This window comes from Escherichia sp. F1 (assembly GCF_046764225.1).
GTDB classification, from domain to species: domain Bacteria; phylum Pseudomonadota; class Gammaproteobacteria; order Enterobacterales; family Enterobacteriaceae; genus Escherichia; species Escherichia coli.
In genome coordinates, this window is the sequence record NZ_CP177202.1 from 138,421 (window position 1) to 157,214 (window position 18,794).

At 53.7% G+C, this 18,794-nt stretch carries 17 protein-coding genes; 10 read left to right on the top strand and 7 right to left on the bottom strand.

Annotated elements, in window-relative coordinates; all coding sequences use genetic code 11:
• Positions 1-106 precede the first annotated feature (106 nt).
• The 9 genes from ACK8NJ_RS00595 to ACK8NJ_RS00635 all read left to right on the top strand — a co-directional run bounded on the left by ACK8NJ_RS00595 (position 107) and on the right by ACK8NJ_RS00635 (position 9,587).
• Complete coding sequence (locus tag ACK8NJ_RS00595) at positions 107-469, top strand: DUF3302 domain-containing protein (protein ID WP_000479624.1); 363 nt, start codon at positions 107-109, stop codon at positions 467-469.
• Between the two features lie 2 nt (positions 470-471).
• Entirely contained in the window at positions 472-1,608 is a 1,137-nt protein-coding gene (locus tag ACK8NJ_RS00600) for an HlyD family secretion protein (RefSeq protein WP_000364939.1), read from the top strand.
• 70 nt (positions 1,609-1,678) lie between these two features.
• Positions 1,679-2,287 (top strand): glutathione S-transferase, encoded by a 609-nt coding sequence (locus ACK8NJ_RS00605; RefSeq protein ID WP_000779792.1) that lies wholly within the window; start codon positions 1,679-1,681, stop codon positions 2,285-2,287.
• Between the two features lie 97 nt (positions 2,288-2,384).
• Positions 2,385-3,776 (top strand): L-seryl-tRNA(Sec) selenium transferase, encoded by a 1,392-nt coding sequence (gene selA / locus ACK8NJ_RS00610; RefSeq protein ID WP_000206247.1) that lies wholly within the window; start codon positions 2,385-2,387, stop codon positions 3,774-3,776.
• Positions 3,773-5,617 (top strand): selenocysteine-specific translation elongation factor, encoded by a 1,845-nt coding sequence (gene selB / locus ACK8NJ_RS00615; protein WP_411962039.1) that lies wholly within the window; start codon positions 3,773-3,775, stop codon positions 5,615-5,617. Before selA ends, selB begins: the two co-directional genes overlap by 4 nt.
• Positions 5,618-5,806: 189 nt before the next feature.
• Entirely contained in the window at positions 5,807-6,958 is a 1,152-nt protein-coding gene (gene yiaY / locus ACK8NJ_RS00620; RefSeq protein WP_000741508.1) for an L-threonine dehydrogenase, read from the top strand.
• 200 nt (positions 6,959-7,158) lie between these two features.
• Positions 7,159-8,697, top strand: coding sequence for an aldehyde dehydrogenase AldB (gene aldB, locus ACK8NJ_RS00625; RefSeq protein WP_000183978.1), 1,539 nt, complete (start codon positions 7,159-7,161; stop codon positions 8,695-8,697).
• Between the two features lie 277 nt (positions 8,698-8,974).
• Entirely contained in the window at positions 8,975-9,160 is a 186-nt protein-coding gene (locus ACK8NJ_RS00630) for a type II toxin-antitoxin system HicA family toxin (RefSeq protein WP_000833473.1), read from the top strand.
• Positions 9,161-9,176: 16 nt separating this feature from the next.
• On the top strand, positions 9,177-9,587 hold the full coding sequence (locus ACK8NJ_RS00635; protein WP_000499744.1) for a type II toxin-antitoxin system HicB family antitoxin: 411 nt from the start codon (positions 9,177-9,179) through the stop codon (positions 9,585-9,587).
• Positions 9,588-9,658: 71 nt separating this feature from the next.
• Here ACK8NJ_RS00635 and ACK8NJ_RS00640 read toward each other — a convergent pair whose 3' ends face one another.
• Complete coding sequence (locus tag ACK8NJ_RS00640; protein WP_085459996.1) at positions 9,659-11,623, bottom strand: glycoside hydrolase family 127 protein; 1,965 nt, start codon at positions 11,621-11,623, stop codon at positions 9,659-9,661.
• Between the two features lie 10 nt (positions 11,624-11,633).
• Positions 11,634-13,034 (bottom strand): MFS transporter, encoded by a 1,401-nt coding sequence (locus tag ACK8NJ_RS00645; protein ID WP_000204800.1) that lies wholly within the window; start codon positions 13,032-13,034, stop codon positions 11,634-11,636.
• Positions 13,035-13,259: 225 nt separating this feature from the next.
• Between ACK8NJ_RS00645 and ACK8NJ_RS00650 the strand changes: the two genes are divergently transcribed.
• The gene (locus ACK8NJ_RS00650) at positions 13,260-14,075 is read left to right on the top strand and encodes an AraC family transcriptional regulator (protein WP_000891823.1); all 816 of its coding nucleotides are present in this window, start codon (positions 13,260-13,262) and stop codon (positions 14,073-14,075) included.
• Between the two features lie 31 nt (positions 14,076-14,106).
• Here the strand turns inward: ACK8NJ_RS00650 and araD are convergent, their stop codons facing one another.
• From araD to yiaO, 5 genes are read right to left on the bottom strand one after another with little or no spacing between them, the layout of a single operon-like run.
• On the bottom strand, positions 14,107-14,802 hold the full coding sequence (gene araD, locus ACK8NJ_RS00655) for an L-ribulose-5-phosphate 4-epimerase (RefSeq protein ID WP_328180643.1): 696 nt from the start codon (positions 14,800-14,802) through the stop codon (positions 14,107-14,109).
• Positions 14,796-15,656: an L-ribulose-5-phosphate 3-epimerase gene (locus ACK8NJ_RS00660; RefSeq protein WP_001329953.1), complete on the bottom strand. Its 861-nt coding sequence runs from the start codon at positions 15,654-15,656 to the stop codon at positions 14,796-14,798. The genes araD and ACK8NJ_RS00660 overlap by 7 nt, the downstream gene beginning before the upstream one ends.
• Positions 15,649-16,311 (bottom strand): 3-keto-L-gulonate-6-phosphate decarboxylase UlaD, encoded by a 663-nt coding sequence (gene ulaD, locus ACK8NJ_RS00665; RefSeq protein ID WP_105476840.1) that lies wholly within the window; start codon positions 16,309-16,311, stop codon positions 15,649-15,651. The genes ACK8NJ_RS00660 and ulaD overlap by 8 nt, the downstream gene beginning before the upstream one ends.
• Positions 16,308-17,804 (bottom strand): L-xylulokinase, encoded by a 1,497-nt coding sequence (lyxK, locus tag ACK8NJ_RS00670; RefSeq protein WP_115186855.1) that lies wholly within the window; start codon positions 17,802-17,804, stop codon positions 16,308-16,310. Before lyxK ends, ulaD begins: the two co-directional genes overlap by 4 nt.
• 3 nt (positions 17,805-17,807) lie before the next feature.
• Positions 17,808-18,794, bottom strand: coding sequence for a 2,3-diketo-L-gulonate TRAP transporter substrate-binding protein YiaO (gene yiaO, locus ACK8NJ_RS00675; RefSeq protein WP_112065890.1), 987 nt, complete (start codon positions 18,792-18,794; stop codon positions 17,808-17,810).

Consider the following 18,794-nt stretch of genomic DNA (forward strand, 5'->3'; position numbering starts at 1 on the left):
GTTATGGCGAGAATCGCGAACCCGAATTATTGTCAAAATATCAGCCTGACTCCCTTCTGGCTGCCAGCCAAAAAACAACACTGATAAACGTGAATCCGAGGCAGATATGTTTCTAAACTATTTCGCGTTGGGAGTGCTGATCTTCGTCTTTCTGGTGATTTTTTATGGAATCATCGCGATACATGACATCCCTTATCTGATTGCCAAAAAGCGCAACCATCCCCATGCCGACGCTATTCATACGGCGGGCTGGGTGAGCCTGTTTACTCTGCATGTTATCTGGCCGTTTCTGTGGATCTGGGCGACGCTCTATCAACCGGAGCGTGGCTGGGGTATGCAGTCACATGTTGCGTCGCAGGAGAAAGCGACTGACCCGGAAATCGCCGCACTTTCTGACCGAATTTCCCGGCTGGAGCATCAACTCGCCGCCGAGAAAAAGACTGACTATTCCACGTTCCCGGAGATCTAAATATGGATCTATTGATTGTATTAACTTACGTGGCGCTGGCGTGGGCGGTCTTTAAAATCTTCCGCATTCCGGTAAATCAGTGGACGCTGGCGACGGCGGCGCTGGGAGGCGTGTTTCTGGTGAGTGGTTTGATTTTGTTGATGAACTACAACCACCCTTACACTTTTACCGCGCAAAAGGCAGTGATTGCGATCCCTATCACGCCACAGGTGACGGGAATTGTTACTGAAGTCACCGACAAAAATAATCAGCTTATTCAAAAGGGCGAGGTGCTTTTTAAACTCGACCCGGTTCGTTACCAGGCGCGAGTTGACAGACTTCAGGCTGACCTGATGACGGCGACGCATAATATAAAGACGCTGCGCGCGCAGCTCACTGAAGCGCAGGCCAACACCACCCAGGTTTCAGCGGAGCGCGACCGTCTGTTTAAAAATTATCAACGTTATCTGAAAGGCAGCCAGGCGGCGGTGAATCCGTTCTCGGAACGTGACATCGACGATGCGCGGCAAAATTTCCTCGCGCAGGATGCGCTGGTGAAAGGCTCGGTGGCGGAGCAGGCGCAGATCCAGAGCCAGCTCGATAGTATGGTTAACGGCGAGCAATCGCAGATTGTGAGCTTAAGAGCGCAACTTACTGAAGCAAAATATAACCTTGAGCAGACTGTCATTCGCGCGCCGAGCAATGGCTACGTTACTCAGGTACTGATCCGCCCAGGTACATACGCAGCTGCCTTGCCGTTGCGTCCGGTGATGGTTTTCATCCCCGAGCAAAAACGGCAAATTGTCGCCCAATTTCGGCAAAACTCGCTGTTACGTCTGAAACCCGGCGATGATGCGGAAGTGGTGTTTAACGCGCTACCTGGGCAGGTGTTCCACGGCAAACTGACCAGTATTTTACCTGTCGTGCCAGGCGGTTCTTATCAGGCGCAGGGGGTATTGCAATCATTAACGGTCGTGCCCGGCACGGACGGTGTGCTGGGAACCATTGAACTGGACCCTAACGATGATATCGATGCCTTACCCGACGGCATCTACGCCCAGGTGGCGGTTTACTCCGACCATTTCAGCCATGTTTCGGTGATGCGGAAAGTGCTGCTAAGAATGACCAGCTGGATGCATTATCTTTATTTGGATCATTGAGACTTATATCACCTGTGTTTTGCGTGAGCCTGAGCCATACTGATATTTTTCCTCGCACAAAGGACTCGGCATGAAACTCGTCGGTAGCTACACCAGCCCGTTTGTACGCAAACTTTCTATTCTGTTGTTAGAAAAGGGCATAACTTTCGAATTTATTAATGAACTGCCCTATAACGCGGACAACGGCGTGGCGCAATTTAACCCGTTAGGGAAAGTGCCGGTGCTGGTGACCGAAGAGGGCGAATGTTGGTTTGATTCGCCGATCATCGCTGAATATATTGAATTAATGAATGTCGCTCCGGCGATGTTGCCGCGCGATCCGCTGGAGTCGTTGCGGGTGCGCAAAATTGAGGCGCTGGCGGATGGCATTATGGATGCCGGGCTGGTATCGGTGCGTGAACAGGCGCGTCCGGCGGCGCAGCAGTCTGAAGATGAATTGTTACGCCAGCGGGAGAAAATCAACCGCAGTCTGGATGTGCTGGAAGGATATCTGGTCGATGGCACGCTCAAAACCGATACGGTCAATCTGGCGACTATCGCCATTGCCTGTGCCGTCGGATATCTCAATTTCCGCCGCGTTGCGCCAGGCTGGTGTGTCGACCGCCCACACTTAGTCAAACTGGTCGAAAACCTGTTTAGCCGCGAAAGTTTTGCTCGCACCGAACCGCCAAAGGCTTGATGCGCGATATGTCCTCCTGACCCATCTCACGTTACAATCCGTGGTTATGTTAAACGCCCTTCTCCGTGTGAGAGGGCCTTGATCAGCCAGGTTTCCTATGACAACCGAAACGCGTTCCCTCTATAGTCAACTTCCGGCTATTGATCGCTTATTGCGCGATAGCTCCTTCCTTTCTTTGCGTGATACTTATGGTCACACCCGCGTGGTGGAATTGCTGCGTCAGATGCTTGACGAAGCGCGAGAAGTGATTCGTGACAGCCAGACGCTGCCCGCATGGTGTGAAAACTGGGCGCAAGAAGTCGATGCCCGACTGACGAAGGAGGCGCAGAGTGCGCTGCGTCCGGTGATCAACCTGACGGGAACCGTGCTGCATACCAATCTTGGGCGAGCTTTACAGGCAGAAGCCGCGGTGGAAGCCGTTGCGCAGGCTATGCGTTCGCCAGTGACCCTCGAGTACGATCTGGACGACGCCGGACGCGGACATCGCGATCGGGCGCTGGCGCAGCTGCTGTGCCGCATTACGGGAGCGGAAGATGCCTGTATCGTTAATAACAATGCGGCGGCGGTGTTATTGATGTTGGCGGCCACTGCCAGCGGGAAAGAGGTGGTGGTATCTCGCGGCGAACTGGTGGAGATTGGCGGCGCGTTTCGTATTCCTGATGTCATGCGTCAGGCAGGCTGCACCCTACACGAAGTGGGGACCACCAACCGCACGCACGCTAATGATTATCGTCAGGCGGTGAATGAAAATACCGCGCTGTTGATGAAAGTACATACCAGTAACTACAGCATTCAGGGATTCACCAAAGCGATAGATGAAGCGGAACTGGTGGCGCTCGGCAAAGAGCTGGATGTTCCCGTAGTGACTGATTTAGGCAGTGGCTCGCTGGTTGATCTTAGCCAGTACGGTTTGCCGAAAGAGCCAATGCCGCAGGAGTTGATTGCGGCGGGTGTCAGTCTGGTGAGCTTCTCCGGCGACAAGTTGTTAGGCGGGCCGCAGGCAGGAATTATTGTTGGTAAAAAAGAGATGATCGCCCGCCTGCAAAGCCACCCGCTGAAGCGTGCATTACGCGCGGATAAAATGACCCTCGCGGCGCTGGAAGCCACGTTGCGTCTTTATTTACACCCTGAAGCTCTGAGTGAAAAATTACCGACCCTGCGCCTGCTTACCCGCAGCGCAGAGGTCATTCAAATCCAGGCACAACGTTTACAGGCTCCCCTTGCCGCACATTACGGCGCGGAGTTTGCGGTACAGGTTATGCCATGTCTTTCGCAGATTGGCAGTGGTTCGCTGCCGGTTGATCGCCTGCCGAGCGCGGCATTAACGTTTACACCCCATGATGGACGCGGTAGCCACCTTGAGTCATTAGCCGCCCGCTGGCGTGAATTGCCAGTGCCGGTGATTGGTCGTATTTATGACGGACGATTGTGGCTGGATTTACGCTGCCTTGAAGATGAGCAACGGTTTTTGGAGATGTTGTTGAAATGATTATTGCGACTGCCGGACACGTTGACCACGGCAAAACAACCTTATTGCAGGCGATTACTGGCGTAAATGCCGACCGTCTGCCGGAAGAAAAAAAGCGCGGCATGACCATCGATCTCGGTTATGCCTACTGGCCGCAGCCGGATGGCCGCGTGCCTGGTTTTATCGACGTACCCGGTCATGAAAAGTTTCTTTCCAACATGCTGGCGGGCGTTGGTGGTATCGATCACGCGCTGTTGGTGGTGGCGTGCGATGACGGCGTGATGGCACAGACCCGTGAGCATCTGGCGATTTTGCAGCTGACCGGTAACCCGATGCTGACAGTGGCGCTGACCAAAGCCGATCGCGTGGACGAAGCGCGTGTTAATGAGGTTGAACGCCAGGTAAAGGAGGTGCTGCGGGAATACGGTTTTGCTGAGGCAAAACTGTTTATCACCGCAGCAACCGAAGGTCGGGGAATTGATGCCCTGCGCGAGCATTTGCTTCAGTTACCAGAACGTGAACACGCCAGCCAACATAGTTTCCGCCTCGCGATCGACCGTGCATTTACCGTAAAAGGTGCCGGGCTGGTCGTCACCGGTACGGCGTTAAGCGGGGAAGTGAAGGTAGGCGATTCACTCTGGCTGACTGGTGTAAATAAACCGATGCGCGTGCGTGCGCTACATGCGCAAAATCAGCCAACAGAAACTGCCCATGCCGGTCAGCGTATCGCGCTTAACATCGCGGGTGATGCGGAAAAAGAGCAGATTAACCGTGGTGACTGGCTGCTTGCCGATGCGCCGCCGGAGCCTTTCACACGGGTGATTGTCGAGCTTCAAACCCATACACCGCTGACCCAGTGGCAGCCGCTGCATATTCACCACGCCGCCAGCCACGTCACGGGACGCGTTTCGCTGCTGGAAGATAACCTTGCCGAGCTGGTGTTCGACACGCCGCTGTGGCTGGCGGATAACGATCGCCTGGTGCTGCGCGATATCTCGGCCCGCAACACGCTGGCGGGGGCGCGTGTGGTGATGCTTAACCCGCCGCGTCGCGGTAAGCGTAAGCCGGAATATCTGCAATGGCTGGCGTCTCTTGCACGGGTGCAGAGCGATGCCGATGCGTTATCTGTTCATCTGGAACGCGGAGCGGTTAACCTTGCAGATTTCGCCTGGGCACGGCAGCTCAACGGCGAAGGGATGCGCGAACTGCTGCAACAGCCTGGTTATATTCAGGCTGGTTATAGCTTGTTGAATGCGCCGGTTGCCGCCCGCTGGCAGCGGAAAATTCTCGACACATTAGCGACTTATCATGAGCAACATCGCGATGAACCTGGTCCTGGGCGAGAACGTCTGCGACGTATGGCGTTGCCAATGGAAGATGAAGCGCTGGTACTGTTGCTGATTGAAAAGATGCGCGAAAGCGGCGACATCCTCAGTCATCACGGTTGGCTGCATCTGCCGGATCATAAAGCGGGCTTCAGCGAAGAGCAGCAGGCCATCTGGCAAAAAGCAGAGCCGCTGTTTGGTGACGAGCCGTGGTGGGTGCGTGATCTGGCAAAAGAGACGGGAACCGACGAGCAGGCAATGCGCCTGACGCTACGCCAGGCGGCGCAGCAAGGAATTATTACCGCGATCGTTAAAGATCGTTATTACCGTAACGATCGGATTGTCGAGTTTGCCAATATGATCCGCGATCTCGATCAGGAGTGTGGTTCAACCTGCGCGGCGGATTTCCGCGATCGCTTAGGTGTTGGTCGAAAACTGGCAATTCAAATTCTGGAATATTTTGACCGCATTGGCTTTACGCGTCGTCGTGGAAATGATCATTTATTGCGCGACGCATTATTATTTCCGGAAAAATAAGGAAATGATTAATTAAGTTTTAAAATAAATTAATACAAAATTCTTATGAATTTAAAAAAAGCACATTGTTTAATGAATACAATGTGCTTTTTATTAGATTAATTTTGATAATCAATAATACTGATCATATTTTTGAATGAAAATCCTCAGTAAGCTGCCCGCCCTTTTTTACACTTTCAGGAGTGTGTTATGGCAGCTTCAACCTTTTTTATTCCTTCCGTGAATGTTATTGGTGCTGATTCATTGAATGATGCAATGAATATGATGGCAGATTATGGATTTACCCGTACCTTAATTGTCACTGACAATATGTTAACGAAATTGGGTATGGCGGGTGATGTGCAAAAAGCACTGGAAGAACGCAATATTTTTAGCGTTATTTATGATGGCACCCAACCTAACCCCACCACGGAAAACGTCGCTGCAGGTTTGAAATTACTTAAAGAAAATAATTGCGATAGCGTGATTTCCTTAGGCGGTGGTTCTCCACACGACTGCGCAAAAGGTATTGCGCTGGTGGCAGCCAATGGTGGCGATATTCGCGATTACGAAGGCGTTGACCGCTCTGCAAAACCGCAGCTGCCGATGATCGCCATCAATACCACGGCGGGTACGGCCTCTGAAATGACCCGTTTCTGCATCATCACTGACGAAGCGCGTCATATCAAAATGGCGATTGTTGATAAACATGTAACTCCGTTGCTTTCTGTCAATGACTCATCTCTGATGGTCGGTATGCCGAAGTCACTGACCGCCGCAACGGGTATGGATGCCTTAACGCACGCTATCGAAGCGTATGTTTCTATTGCCGCCACGCCGATCACTGACGCTTGCGCACTGAAAGCGGTGACCATGATTGCCGAAAATCTGCCGTTAGCCGTTGAAGATGGCAGCAATGCTAAAGCGCGTGAAGCAATGGCTTATGCCCAGTTCCTCGCTGGCATGGCATTCAACAACGCTTCTCTGGGTTATGTTCATGCGATGGCGCACCAGCTGGGCGGTTTCTACAATCTGCCGCACGGTGTATGTAACGCCGTTCTGCTGCCACACGTTCAGGTGTTCAACAGCAAAGTCGCTGCTGCGCGTCTGCGTGACTGTGCTGCTGCTATGGGCGTGAACGTGACAGGCAAAAATGACGCGGAAGGCGCAGAAGCGTGCATCAATGCCATCCGTGAACTGGCGAAGAAAGTGAATATCCCGGCAGGCCTACGCGACCTGAACGTGAAAGAAGAAGATTTCGCGGTTCTGGCGACTAATGCCCTGAAAGATGCCTGCGGCTTTACTAACCCGATCCAGGCAACTCACGAAGAAATTGTGGCGATTTATCGCGCTGCGATGTAATCATCATTCCCCCAATGGCTGGCTAATTGTCAGCCATTTTTTAAACTCTCTCAAAATTTGCGATTTTTGAGAGAGTTTTAGTTATCTCTGTAATCCTTGCCCGTAAATTCGTGATAGCCGTCGTAAAGCTGTTACCGACTGGCGAAGATTTCGCCAGTCACGTCTACCCTTGTTATACCTCACACCGCAAGGAGACGATCATGACCAATAATCCCCCTTCAGCACAGATTAAGCCCGGCGAGTATGGTTTCCCCCTCAAGTTAAAAGCCCGCTACGACAACTTTATTGGCGGCGAATGGGTAGCCCCTGCCGACGGCGAGTATTACCAGAACCTGACGCCGGTGACCGGGCAGCTGCTGTGCGAAGTGGCGTCTTCGGGCAAACGAGACATCGATCTGGCGCTGGATGCTGCGCACAAAGTGAAAGATAAATGGGCGCATACCTCGGTGCAGGATCGCGCGGCGATTCTGTTTAAGATTGCCGATCGGATGGAGCAGAACCTCGAACTGTTAGCGACCGCTGAAACCTGGGATAACGGCAAACCCATTCGCGAAACCAGTGCTGCTGATGTGCCGCTGGCGATTGACCATTTTCGCTATTTTGCCTCGTGTATTCGGGCGCAGGAAGGCGGTATTAGTGAAGTGGATAGCGAAACTGTGGCTTATCACTTCCACGAACCGTTAGGCGTGGTGGGGCAGATTATTCCGTGGAACTTCCCGCTGCTGATGGCGAGCTGGAAAATGGCTCCCGCGCTGGCGGCGGGCAACTGTGTGGTGCTGAAACCCGCACGTCTTACCCCGCTTTCTGTACTGCTGCTAATGGAAATCGTCGGTGATTTACTGCCGCCGGGCGTGGTGAACGTGGTTAACGGCGCAGGTGGGGAAATTGGCGAATATCTGGCGACCTCAAAACGCATCGCCAAAGTGGCGTTTACCGGCTCAACGGAAGTGGGCCAACAAATTATGCAGTACGCCACGCAAAATATTATACCGGTGACGCTGGAGCTGGGCGGCAAATCCCCAAATATCTTCTTTGCTGATGTGATGGATGAAGAAGATGCCTTTTTCGATAAAGCGCTGGAAGGCTTTGCACTGTTTGCCTTTAACCAGGGCGAAGTTTGCACCTGTCCAAGCCGTGCTTTAGTGCAGGAGTCTATCTACGAACGCTTTATGGAACGCGCCATCCGCCGTGTTGAAAGTATTCGTAGCGGTAACCCGCTCGACAGCGTGACGCAAATGGGCGCGCAGGTATCTCACGGGCAACTGGAAACCATCCTCAATTACATTGATATCGGCAAAAAAGAGGGCGCAGATGTGCTTACCGGCGGGCGGCGCAAGCTGCTGGAAGGCGAACTGAAAGACGGCTACTACCTCGAACCGACGATTTTGTTTGGTCAGAACAATATGCGCGTGTTCCAGGAGGAGATTTTTGGCCCGGTGCTGGCGGTAACCACCTTCAAAACGATGGAAGAAGCGCTGGAGCTGGCGAACGATACGCAATATGGCCTGGGCGCGGGCGTCTGGAGCCGCAACGGTAATCTGGCCTATAAGATGGGGCGCGGCATTCAGGCCGGGCGCGTGTGGACCAACTGTTATCACGCTTACCCGGCACATGCGGCGTTTGGCGGCTACAAACAGTCGGGCATCGGACGCGAAACCCATAAGATGATGCTTGAGCATTACCAGCAAACCAAGTGCCTGCTGGTGAGCTACTCGGATAAACCGTTGGGGCTGTTCTGATATAAGAAGCTGGTCGCATTGGGTATTCATTGCCTGATGCGACGTTTGCGCGTTTTATCAATTCAAATGTCTACGTCTTGAATGACTGAATATTGATTGAACTTAATTACGAGTCTCCTCGCATATTTTCTACCAATTACTGCACACCGTTATTCTTCTTCCGAGTGGCATTCCTGAGTCAACTTTATCCCCCTGACGGCCCATATAAATCGCGCTATCGTGATTGTTATCGCTAATTGTGTGTGTATCGTGTGTATAATCATGGAAGGGCAGGGATGTGAAAAGTGCAGACGTGATCGCCATCCTGAAGCAGCATGGCTGGGAACATATTCGAACCCGTGGCAGTCATCATCAGTTCCGCCACCCTGTTCATCCGGGTCTGGTGACGGTTCCGCACCCTAAAAAAGATATTAAGCCCGGTACGCTGGCGCAAATTGGGCGTCAGGCTGGTTTAACATTTTAAAATTTCAGGAGGCAATATGTTTTATCCCGCCTATATCCACAGTGATCCTGACGGCAGCGCCAGCGGTTTTTTCCCTGATGTTCCAGGCTGTTATTTTGCTGGTGATACGCTGGACAACGCTTTCCAGGATGCGCGAAGTGCACTGGTCGCGCACTTCGAAACCTTATGCGAGATGAATGAAGAGTTGCCGCTTCCAGGCTCTGTGGAAACACATCTGGTCCAGCGTGCGCAGGACTTTATTGGCGGGCAATGGTTGCTGGTGGATATCAATATGAATCAGTTCGAAGGTCGGGCTGAACGTATCAATATTACGATGCCGAAAAGGTTACTGAACAAGATTGATACCTACGTGCGCAATAACCCAGACTACGCCAACAGAAGTGCGTTTCTGGCAGAAGCTGCCCGGCGTGTATTGCCGGGCGTTTAATCTCGCGTTTCGATGGTTAGCGGGCAACCGCACCGATATGTTGATACTGATAAGACGCGTTAAGCGTCGCATCATGCGCTGGTTTCCTCATTCACCCAGATCCGCATTTCGCCTTCACCCCGGTTAGCCCAGCTAAACCACGGGATAAACGTCAGAGTTTGCGGCTGGCGTTTGGCTGGCGCACTGTCGTAATGCCAAAGCGGTTGCTGCTCTGGATTGCTCTGTTCATACCGGTAACCCGGTGCCTGGATTAAGATCTTATGGCTGAACAATCCCTTGCCTTCAAAGGTCGTAAATGGCGCATCGGCGGGCAGCCACAGGTTATGCAGTGACTCGCCGTTGTCGGCCTGTTCCAGGCAATACACCAGCGGGCCGCGCTGAATCGCCACTTTTCCGGCGACGTGACGCACCAGAGGGTTACCGTAAACGCGGCGTACCGGCATCGGCAAAGTCAGATTCAGCGTATCGCCCTCCTGCCATTCGCGGGTAATGTGCAAATACCCTTTACGAATATCCTGCTCGACCTCTTCCCCATTCAATATGATCTGCGGCTGTGTGCACCAGTCCGGCAGACGTAAAGCCAGCGTATGACGCACCGGCTGGGGCGATTCAACCGCAATTGTCACCTGTTCCTGCCACGGATAGTTCCCGCTAACCCGCAGGCACAACGTGCCATTTTCTACCGGCACTTCCATGCTGTTTCCTGCGTATATGTTGATATACAACGCATCTTCACGCGGCGTGTAGAGATAATGACCAATCGAGGTCAGTACGCGGGCGATATTTGGCGGACAACAAGCGCAACCAAACCAACGCTGGCGGATCGGCTTAACGTGATCGTAGATATGGTTGAATTTCAGCGATTTTGGATGTACTTCCAGCGGATTCACATAGAAGAAATGTTTGCCATCCAGTGCCATGCCGCCGAGCACAGTGTTGTACAGCGCGCGCTCCATCACATCGGCATATTGACTGTCGCCTTCCATTTCCAGCATTCGCCGGGCAAACATCATCAGGCCGATGGAGGCGCAACTTTCAGCGTATACCGTGTCATTCGGCAGATCGTAATCGCTGCTGAACGCTTCGCCGCTGCTTTGTGAGCCAATGCCGCCGGTAATATATAACTGACGCTGGGCCATATTGTTCCACAGCCGCAGGCAGTCCTGACGCTTGCTTTCATCGTGACTTAAACGCGCGAGATGCGCGACGCCGGTCATCAGGTAGACAAAACGTACCGCGTGACCAATAGCGGTTTGCTGCTGTGCGATGGGCAAATGTGCCTGGCTGTAGGCTTTGTCTTTCACCATCCACGCCGGGCCGTAGGTGTGCCAGTGCGAGGTCTGCCCGCGCTTTTCATATTCCTGGTCGTAATAGTGCGGTTGCGCACCACGCTGTTCGACAAAATAGTTCGTCAGCGCCAGGTAGCGCGGCTCTTCGGTCACTTCATACAGGCGCATTAGTGCCAGTTCAATTTCCGGGTGACCAGGATAACCGTGTAACTTACTTTCACCTGGACCAAATACGCTGTCGATATGATCGGCCAGACGGCAAACCACTTCCAGCAAGCGCCGCTTGCTCGTGGCCTGGAAGAAGGCGACTCCGGCTTCAATCAGATGACCGGCGCAGTAAAGTTCATGACACTCCGCCAGATTGCTCCAGCGTTCTTCGGGCGCTTTTACCGTAAAGTAAGTATTGAGATAGCCATCTTCGCACTGGGCGGAAGCGACCAGTTCGATTACCTCGTCGGCGGTTTTTTCCAGTTCGGCGTCCGGCTTCTGGCACAGCGACCAGGCTACCGCTTCCAGCCATTTGGCGACGTCGCTGTCCTGAAACACCATCCCGTAAAATTCACCGTCTTGCAGTCCGGCGGCAATGCGAAAGTTTTCAATCGCATGGCTGGGTTCCGCTTCTGGGATACGATCGTTCAAGGCATCCCACTGATAAGGAATCACCACGTCGCGGACCAGTTGTTGGTACTGACCGAGGAACGGATCGCTGACCGTCAGTTTATGCAGATCGACTTCCGAAATGTTCATCTTGTGCTCCTTAAGGCTGTACATGACGCTGACGCAGGTCGCTAGCAATGCGTGACATCATAGGGTTATTGAGTTTGCAAAAGCGGATCGCCCCTGCCAGCAGCAGGTGGAATAGCGCAGGCAGTAATGTTTCCATCGCCGCGATCCCGCCCAGCGAACTGGTGGTCTGGTTTTCCACGCCTGGCTGGTAGGCGACAAAAATAAACAGCAGGCTGATGATCCCGGCGCTGGAGGCCCAGGCCAGTTTGATGAAAAACAGATTGAAGGCGAAGTTCATGCCGGAAGAACGTACGCGGGTTTTCCACTCGCCGTAGTCATCGGCAAAGGCCATCAATGAGAAGTGCAATGGCAATGTGAAGCCAAGAATCACGCCATTACCGAGGATCACCGCCAGCCACAGCGTTTGATAAGCCGGGCCAGAAGGCAGGAACCACATCAACACCGCCAGCGCGGCGAGGAGCAGGTTGGTGTAGTAGTAAATTTTGACGGTATCGAAACGTCGCGTTAACGGGCTGACAATCACCGAGCCGATAATGGAGGCGAAGGTGACCATGGTGAAGAACAGCGACGTGTAGCCCGTACTGCCTTGTAAGACGTAGGTAATGAAGTACATATACCCACCGCCGCGAATGTTAAAGACGTTAATCAGCAGGAAAGACATGACCAGCATCAGCAGTAGTTGGTCGTTGTTCCGCAGCCCGGCAAGATGTTCGCGCAGGGTAAATTTCCCCATTGTGGAGAGCGGTACCCGTTCACGAACCCAGAAGAAACAGCACAGGAACATCACCACGGCGGTGGCGCACAGTACGCCGACGCCCAGTTGATAGCCGCGCGCGGCATTACCCTGACCGAAGAGATCCACCATCCACGGCAGGCCAACCGAAACCAGAAATCCCGCTACGCCGCAGAGAACGAATCGCCAGGACTGGCAGGAGATCACTTCATTGTGGCGGGTGGTCATGGTGTTGATCAGCGCGCAGTACGGCACGTTAATGGCGGTATAACCGACTGAAAGGAGCAGGTAAGTGCCGAACGCCCAGGCGATTTTTACTCCCATGCTGGCATCTGGCACGGTGAACGTCAGGATACCGATAATGCCGATGGGAATGGCAATCCATAACTGCCACGGACGAAAGCGCCCCCAGCGACTTTGCGTCCGGTCGGCAATGACGCCCATCACCGGGTCGGAGATGGCATCAAACACGCGCAGTGCAATAAACAGCGTGCCGACCAGCGCCGGAGTTAAGCCAAAAACGTCGGTGTAGAAAAAGGTGAGAAAGTTCATGATCAGGCAAGTTATTACGGTGCCGCCTGCGTCACCCAGGCCGTAGCCTATTTTTTCCCGTACAGATAACGCATCGTCAATTTTACCTTTAGCGATATCAGCGGCAGTAATCGGTGTAGAGGTCATAGATATTCCTCGTGAATAGGGAGCAATTTTTAGTTTTATTGCAATGACATGATTAATTCTGCCGTGAACGGGAATATCAACAAGGCGAGAAAAGAGTAAAAAAAGGTGACGATTCCGACCTGAATTTAAAAGTGTGAAATGGATCAGGTGAAATTAATGTTTTTGATTAATAATCAAAAGGTAATGTGTATAATCATTAATGAATAAGCGGGAAATTACATATCAATGCTCGAATTATCCATGACGTTACCGATTAAAGTGCAAAATGGTGGATTATTTATTTCCCGTGGCGTAGGGAGGCATCCGGCAAGGCGGCTGGAGTCATGGGAAATTATCTTTGTCGAAAAAGGTCGATTAGCGATTCAGGAAGAAGAGCGGATATTTCTGGTCGATGCGGGAGAGAGTTTATTACTCTGGCCGAACCGACAGCATGTTGGGGTAGAGGATTTTCCCGCCGATCTCAAATTTTACTGGCTGCATTTTGAGGTTAAAGCGCCGGATAGCGACCCGCGCTGGCTCACTCATCTTAGCGTGCCGCAACAAACGAAGGTTGCCGATCCGCAGGCGCTGGTGGCCCTGTTTCGCCAGTTCTTAAGCGAACAGGAAAAGCATCAACGCACTCCGGCGCTGGAGTTTATTGTGCTGCTGATTTTGCAGCAACTCACCCGTGACGCGCGTCTTGATGAACAGGCCGATGCCGCAGGTACCACGCTTGCCTGGAAAGCGCAGAAACTGATCCGCACGCAATATCATCGCCCGCTTTCTACGGCGCTTTTAGCCCGCGAGCTGTACTGCAATGCCGATTATCTTGGGCGCGTCTATCGGCGGGTGTTTCATCTGACGTTAACAGAAGCAATCCATCGCCAGCGAGTGCGCGAAGCCGAAAAGCTGTTAATTAGCGAAGCGCGATCGCTCACTGAAGTGGCGGCGTTGTGCGGGTTTAATGACGTTGGCTATTTCCGGCAGATTTTTCGCAAACACACTGGTTTAACGCCAGCAGCGTGGAAGCGGCGTTACAGCAAGGAACATATCAATTCGTAGTGCCGGGGCAATGAAGCCCCGGCGTGAGGGATTACTGCCCGTAATAGGCATTGGCCCCATGCTTACGCAGGTAGTGCTTATCCAACAGTTCGTTTTGCATCGCAGGGAGCTGCGGCGCAAGCTGGCGCGAGAACAGGCCCATATAGGCGCATTCTTCCAGTACTACGGCATTATGCACCGCATCGGCGGCGTTTTCACCCCATGCGAACGGGCCGTGAGAATGCACCAGCACCGCCGGGATTTGCGCCGGACTCCTGCTGCGTTCTTCGAAAGTTTCAATGATCACTTCGCCGGTCTGGTATTCATACTCGCCGTTGATCTCCTCTGCGGTCATCTGTCGCGTGCAGGGGATTGCGCCATAGAAATAATCAGCGTGCGTGGTGCCCCAGGCGGGGAGATCCAGCCCGGCCTGTGACCAGATGGTGGCGTGGCGCGAGTGGGTATGCACAATGCCACCGATTTCGGCATAGCGACGGTAAAGCGCCAGATGCGTTGGCGTATCGGACGAGGGCTTTTTGCTACCTTCCACCACCTTGCCGCTGGCTATCTCAACCACCACCATATCGTCGGCGGTCATCACGTCGTACTCGACGCCGGAAGGTTTGATTACCATCCATTGCCGCGTTTCGTCTACCGCGCTGACATTGCCCCAGGTGAACGTCACCAGATGGTGAGCGGGAAGTGCCAGATTTGCCGCCAGCACGTCGGCTTTCAGTTGCTCTAACATATAAATCCAGCCTCCTGCATACGCGCTTCAATCCAGCGCCGCGCCTGAATAATCTCCAGCACCGGCTCTTTGGCTTTTTCGGTCCACATCTCAATCAGGAAAGAACCGCGATAGTTCAGTTCATGCAGCGTTTTGAAGATGCCAACGAAATCGACGCAGCCTTCGCCAAACGGCACGTCGCGGAACTGTCCGGGGCTTTGCCCGGTGACTGGCAGGGTGTCTTTCAGGTGGATCGCGGCGATACGATCAATGCCCAGTTTCAGTTCGGCGGGAACATCATTGCCCCAGGCGCTGAGGTTGCCGACGTCCGGGTAGACGGTGAACCACGGCGAGGCGAGCATCTCGTCCCACTTTTTCCATTTGCTGATGGAGTTCATAAACGCGGTATCCATAATCTCCACTGCCAGCATTACTTGTGATGCCGCCGCCTGTTCGACCGCCCACGCCAGCCCTTCAGCAAAACGTTGCTGGGTGCCTTCGTCGTGGTCTTCGTAATAGACGTCGTAGCCCGCCAGCTGGATGGTGCGAATGCCGAGATCGCGCGCCAGGCGAATCGCTTTACTCATGATTTCCCGCGCCCGTTCGCGCACTGCCTCGTCCCGACTGCCAAAGGGGAAACGACGATGGGCAGACAGGCACATTGACGGAATGGCAACACCCGTTTCGATCATCGCAGTGACCAGCGAAGCACGTTGTGCGGCGCTCCAGTCAAGACGTGAGAGCCGTTCGTCAGTTTCATCCACCGACATTTCGACAAAATCAAAACCGCAGCTTTTCGCCAGCACCAGCCGCTCCGGCCAGGAGAGATCTTTCGCCAGCGCTTTTTCATAAATCCCTAACGGATGATTACGCACGCTTGCCTCCCCAGATAGCGTCGATTTGCGCATGGAAATCGCCAGCCACCTGCGCCGGATTTGCTGCGCCTGCCAGCGCCCGCCCGGCAATAAACGCTTTCACGCGGATATCTTTAAACAGCGGCAGGTCAGCAGGGGTAATCCCGCCGGTAATGGAAAGCTCAAGGCCGATATCGGAAAGTGCCTTCATGCGTGCCAGATCGGCTTCGCCCCACTGTTGCCCGCTGGCCTGTGCATCACGACCACGATGATAAATGGCCTGCCGCACGCCAATACGATGCCAGTCGCGGGCGTCGTCCAGCGTCCAGTTGCCGAACAGTTCTATCTGAATTTCACCACCGCAGCGTTGCGCCATGGCGTGGCCTTTTTCCACCGTCGCGAGCGGCGCGGCGCAGATGATGGTCATCCAGTTGGCACCCGCGCCAAACGCCTGTTGCGCGAGCGTTTCACCCGCGTCGGCGACCTTCCAGTCGGCAACGATGATTTTGTCCGGGCACTGTTCGCGCAAGGCTTTCACCGCGCCAAGCCCTTCGTTTAAACAGAGAATGGTGCCCGCTTCGACGATATCGACGCTGTCTTTTAACAGCGTCACGTCGCGCTGCGCGGCTTCAAGTGATGAGTGGTCGAGGGCCAGTTGCAGAAGTGGTCGGCTCATAATGTGTGCTCCTTGATGCGGGCGTGAAAGCCCTGAAGTGCGGCAATGAGATGCTGATAGCGTTGGTATTTTTGTTGGTAAAGCTGATGGGCGGTCATATCCGGCAGCAGGGTGCGTACCGGGTGCTGCAAGTCACGTTGGGCTTCGCTGAAATCGCGATAAACCCCGGTGCCGACGCGGGCGGCAAGCGCCGCGCCAAAACAGCCCGTTTCTTCCACCTGCGGCAACTCGATACGCAGACCGCTGACGTCCGCCAGCATTTGCATCCAGACATCGGAGTGCGCCGGGCCGCCAGTGACGCGCAGGGTGTGCACATCAGTAAAACGTTCGCGCATCCGGTTGAGATGGGTCATATGGCTGAACACCACGCCTTCATAAATGGCCTGCAACAGGTGTACGCGGGTGTGAATGGCCTGCATCCCGTAGAAACCGCTGGTCATCTCGAGTCCGGCGTTGCTGCCGTACAGGAACGGCAGGAAAAAGAGATCGCCACCGGCTTTCGGCAAGCTGGCAACGGCCTGGTTGATCTCATCAAACGAGATTTCTCCCCACTGTGCGGTAAACCATTCGAGGTTGCCGGAAGAAGTAGGGCTTGCTTCATGAACGATAAATTGACCATCGTTAACGTAGCGACCATAGACATACGGATGCGCTTCACCGTCACGTAAACCACGGGTTATGCCGCTGGTCACCGCCCAGGTTCCCATCACCGCATTGAGGGTAAATTCGTCTTCGAGCCCGGCGCAGAGTGCGGTGGAAACCACATCAAACAGGCCGCCGACAACGGGCGTACCCGCTTTCAGACCGGTCAGTGCGGCTGTCTGAGCGGTGATCTCCCCGCAGATTTCGGCAGATCCCACAACAGGCGGCAGGGCGTGGTTGATTTCAGCGATCCCCAGCCAGTCGGTGAGGCACGGGTCATATTCCCCAAGACTCATGTTGTAGAGATTTGACTCGGAAATATTGCTCTCTTCGCAGCCTTTGACGCCGGTTAAACACCAGCGCAGGTAGTCGTGCGTCATCATCACGCAGCCAATTTGCGCGTAGCGTTCCGGTTCGTGCTCTTTCAGCCAGCGTAACAGCGACACCGGATGCCCGGTCCACAAGGTTTGTCGGGTCAGCGGATAGAGTTTTTCCGGGATGCCATCTTCCTGCCAGCGACGAACGATTTCCATCGCCCGGCGATCCGAGGACAAAATGGCGTTACCGAGCGGCTTATCGTTTTTATCCAGCAAAAACAAGCCCTTTCCCTGTGCGGAGATACCGATACCCACTATTTGTTCCCCGCTAACGCCGGAATGGGTAAGCAGTTCGCGAATGACAGCCATGCAGCATTGCCACAGTTCTGCCATATCGCGCTCTGCCCAGCCTGGCTGCGGGCTTAATGCGCACAGCGGCAGGCGCTTCACGCCCGCCTCCCGGCCTTCGCGGTCATACAGCCCGGCTTTCAGCCAGCTACCGCCACAATCTAACCCCAGCCAGTATTGCGTCATGGTTTATTGCACCTCATCCACGGCTTTCAGCAGATCAGCGCCCTGCGGAACATCTTTAACAAACATGTCGCGGACCTGATTACCCAGCGCGTCGCTAAAGGCTTTGCGGTCGAGATCGGTAATCACTTCCACGCCCGCGTCTTTCATACCGTCGATGATTTTTTGCTGATCTTCGGCGACCAGTTTGCGCTGATAGCTACCCGCTTCCTGCGCAGATGAGATCAGTGCCTGCTGGAACTCAGGCGTTAAGCCATCAAACTTCGATTTGTTGATCACCACCAGAAGTGGCGAATAGGCGTGGTGCGTCAGAGAAAGGTACTTCTGTACTTCGAAAAATTTTGCTGACCAGACGACGTTGATCGGGTGTTCCTGAGCGTCGATAGTGCGCGTTTCCAGCCCGGTATAGACTTCGGCAAACGGCATCGGGATCGGGTTAGCGCCAAAGACTTTGAATGCGGCGATATTCATCGGGCTATTGTTGGTGCGGATTTTCAACCCTTTCAGGTCTGCGGGGGTTTTAACTGGTGCGCGGGAGTTGGTGACATCGCGCCAGCCGTTTTCCCAGTAGGCAAGTACTTTCAGTCCTTTACCTTCAAGTGAGGCTTTCAAATCATCACCGACTTTGCCGTCGAGCGTTTTATGCGCGTGAGCGGTATCGCGGAACAGGAAAGGGACATCAAGCAAGTTCATCACTGGTGATAACCCGGCAAAGTTATTCGAGCCGGACATTTCCATATCGATGGTGCCGCCACGTACGCCGCTGATCATCGCCTGCGCGTTACCGAGAGTGCTGTCCGGGAACAGTTTTAATTTCAGCTCGCCTTTGGTTCTCTCCTGCAATAAATCATTGAATTTTTTCGCCGCAATATGTTGCGAGTCGGTTTGTGAGGTTTCATAACCGAAACGTAAAGACTGCGCCGCCATTGAAGATGTACTAAATGCAGCCAGGCCAGCAATGAATAATGCGTAGGTTACAGAGCGTAATTTCAT

Excerpts from the sequence above, each read along its gene's own strand:
- yiaO (WP_112065890.1), bottom strand. The coding sequence starts at position 18,794 with ATGAAATTACGCTCTGTAACCTACGCATTATTCATTGCTGGCCTGGCT.
- lyxK (WP_115186855.1), bottom strand. The coding sequence starts at position 17,804 with ATGACGCAATACTGGCTGGGGTTAGATTGTGGCGGTAGCTGGCTGAAA.
- selA (WP_000206247.1), top strand. The coding sequence starts at position 2,385 with ATGACAACCGAAACGCGTTCCCTCTATAGTCAACTTCCGGCTATTGAT.
- ACK8NJ_RS00605 (WP_000779792.1), top strand. The coding sequence starts at position 1,679 with ATGAAACTCGTCGGTAGCTACACCAGCCCGTTTGTACGCAAACTTTCT.
- ACK8NJ_RS00640 (WP_085459996.1), bottom strand. The coding sequence starts at position 11,623 with ATGAACATTTCGGAAGTCGATCTGCATAAACTGACGGTCAGCGATCCG.
- ACK8NJ_RS00600 (WP_000364939.1), top strand. The coding sequence starts at position 472 with ATGGATCTATTGATTGTATTAACTTACGTGGCGCTGGCGTGGGCGGTC.
- selB (WP_411962039.1), top strand. The coding sequence starts at position 3,773 with ATGATTATTGCGACTGCCGGACACGTTGACCACGGCAAAACAACCTTA.
- ACK8NJ_RS00645 (WP_000204800.1), bottom strand. The coding sequence starts at position 13,034 with ATGACCTCTACACCGATTACTGCCGCTGATATCGCTAAAGGTAAAATT.
- yiaY (WP_000741508.1), top strand. The coding sequence starts at position 5,807 with ATGGCAGCTTCAACCTTTTTTATTCCTTCCGTGAATGTTATTGGTGCT.
- ACK8NJ_RS00595 (WP_000479624.1), top strand. The coding sequence starts at position 107 with ATGTTTCTAAACTATTTCGCGTTGGGAGTGCTGATCTTCGTCTTTCTG.
- ulaD (WP_105476840.1), bottom strand. The coding sequence starts at position 16,311 with ATGAGCCGACCACTTCTGCAACTGGCCCTCGACCACTCATCACTTGAA.
- araD (WP_328180643.1), bottom strand. The coding sequence starts at position 14,802 with ATGTTAGAGCAACTGAAAGCCGACGTGCTGGCGGCAAATCTGGCACTT.
- aldB (WP_000183978.1), top strand. The coding sequence starts at position 7,159 with ATGACCAATAATCCCCCTTCAGCACAGATTAAGCCCGGCGAGTATGGT.
- ACK8NJ_RS00650 (WP_000891823.1), top strand. The coding sequence starts at position 13,260 with ATGCTCGAATTATCCATGACGTTACCGATTAAAGTGCAAAATGGTGGA.
- ACK8NJ_RS00635 (WP_000499744.1), top strand. The coding sequence starts at position 9,177 with ATGTTTTATCCCGCCTATATCCACAGTGATCCTGACGGCAGCGCCAGC.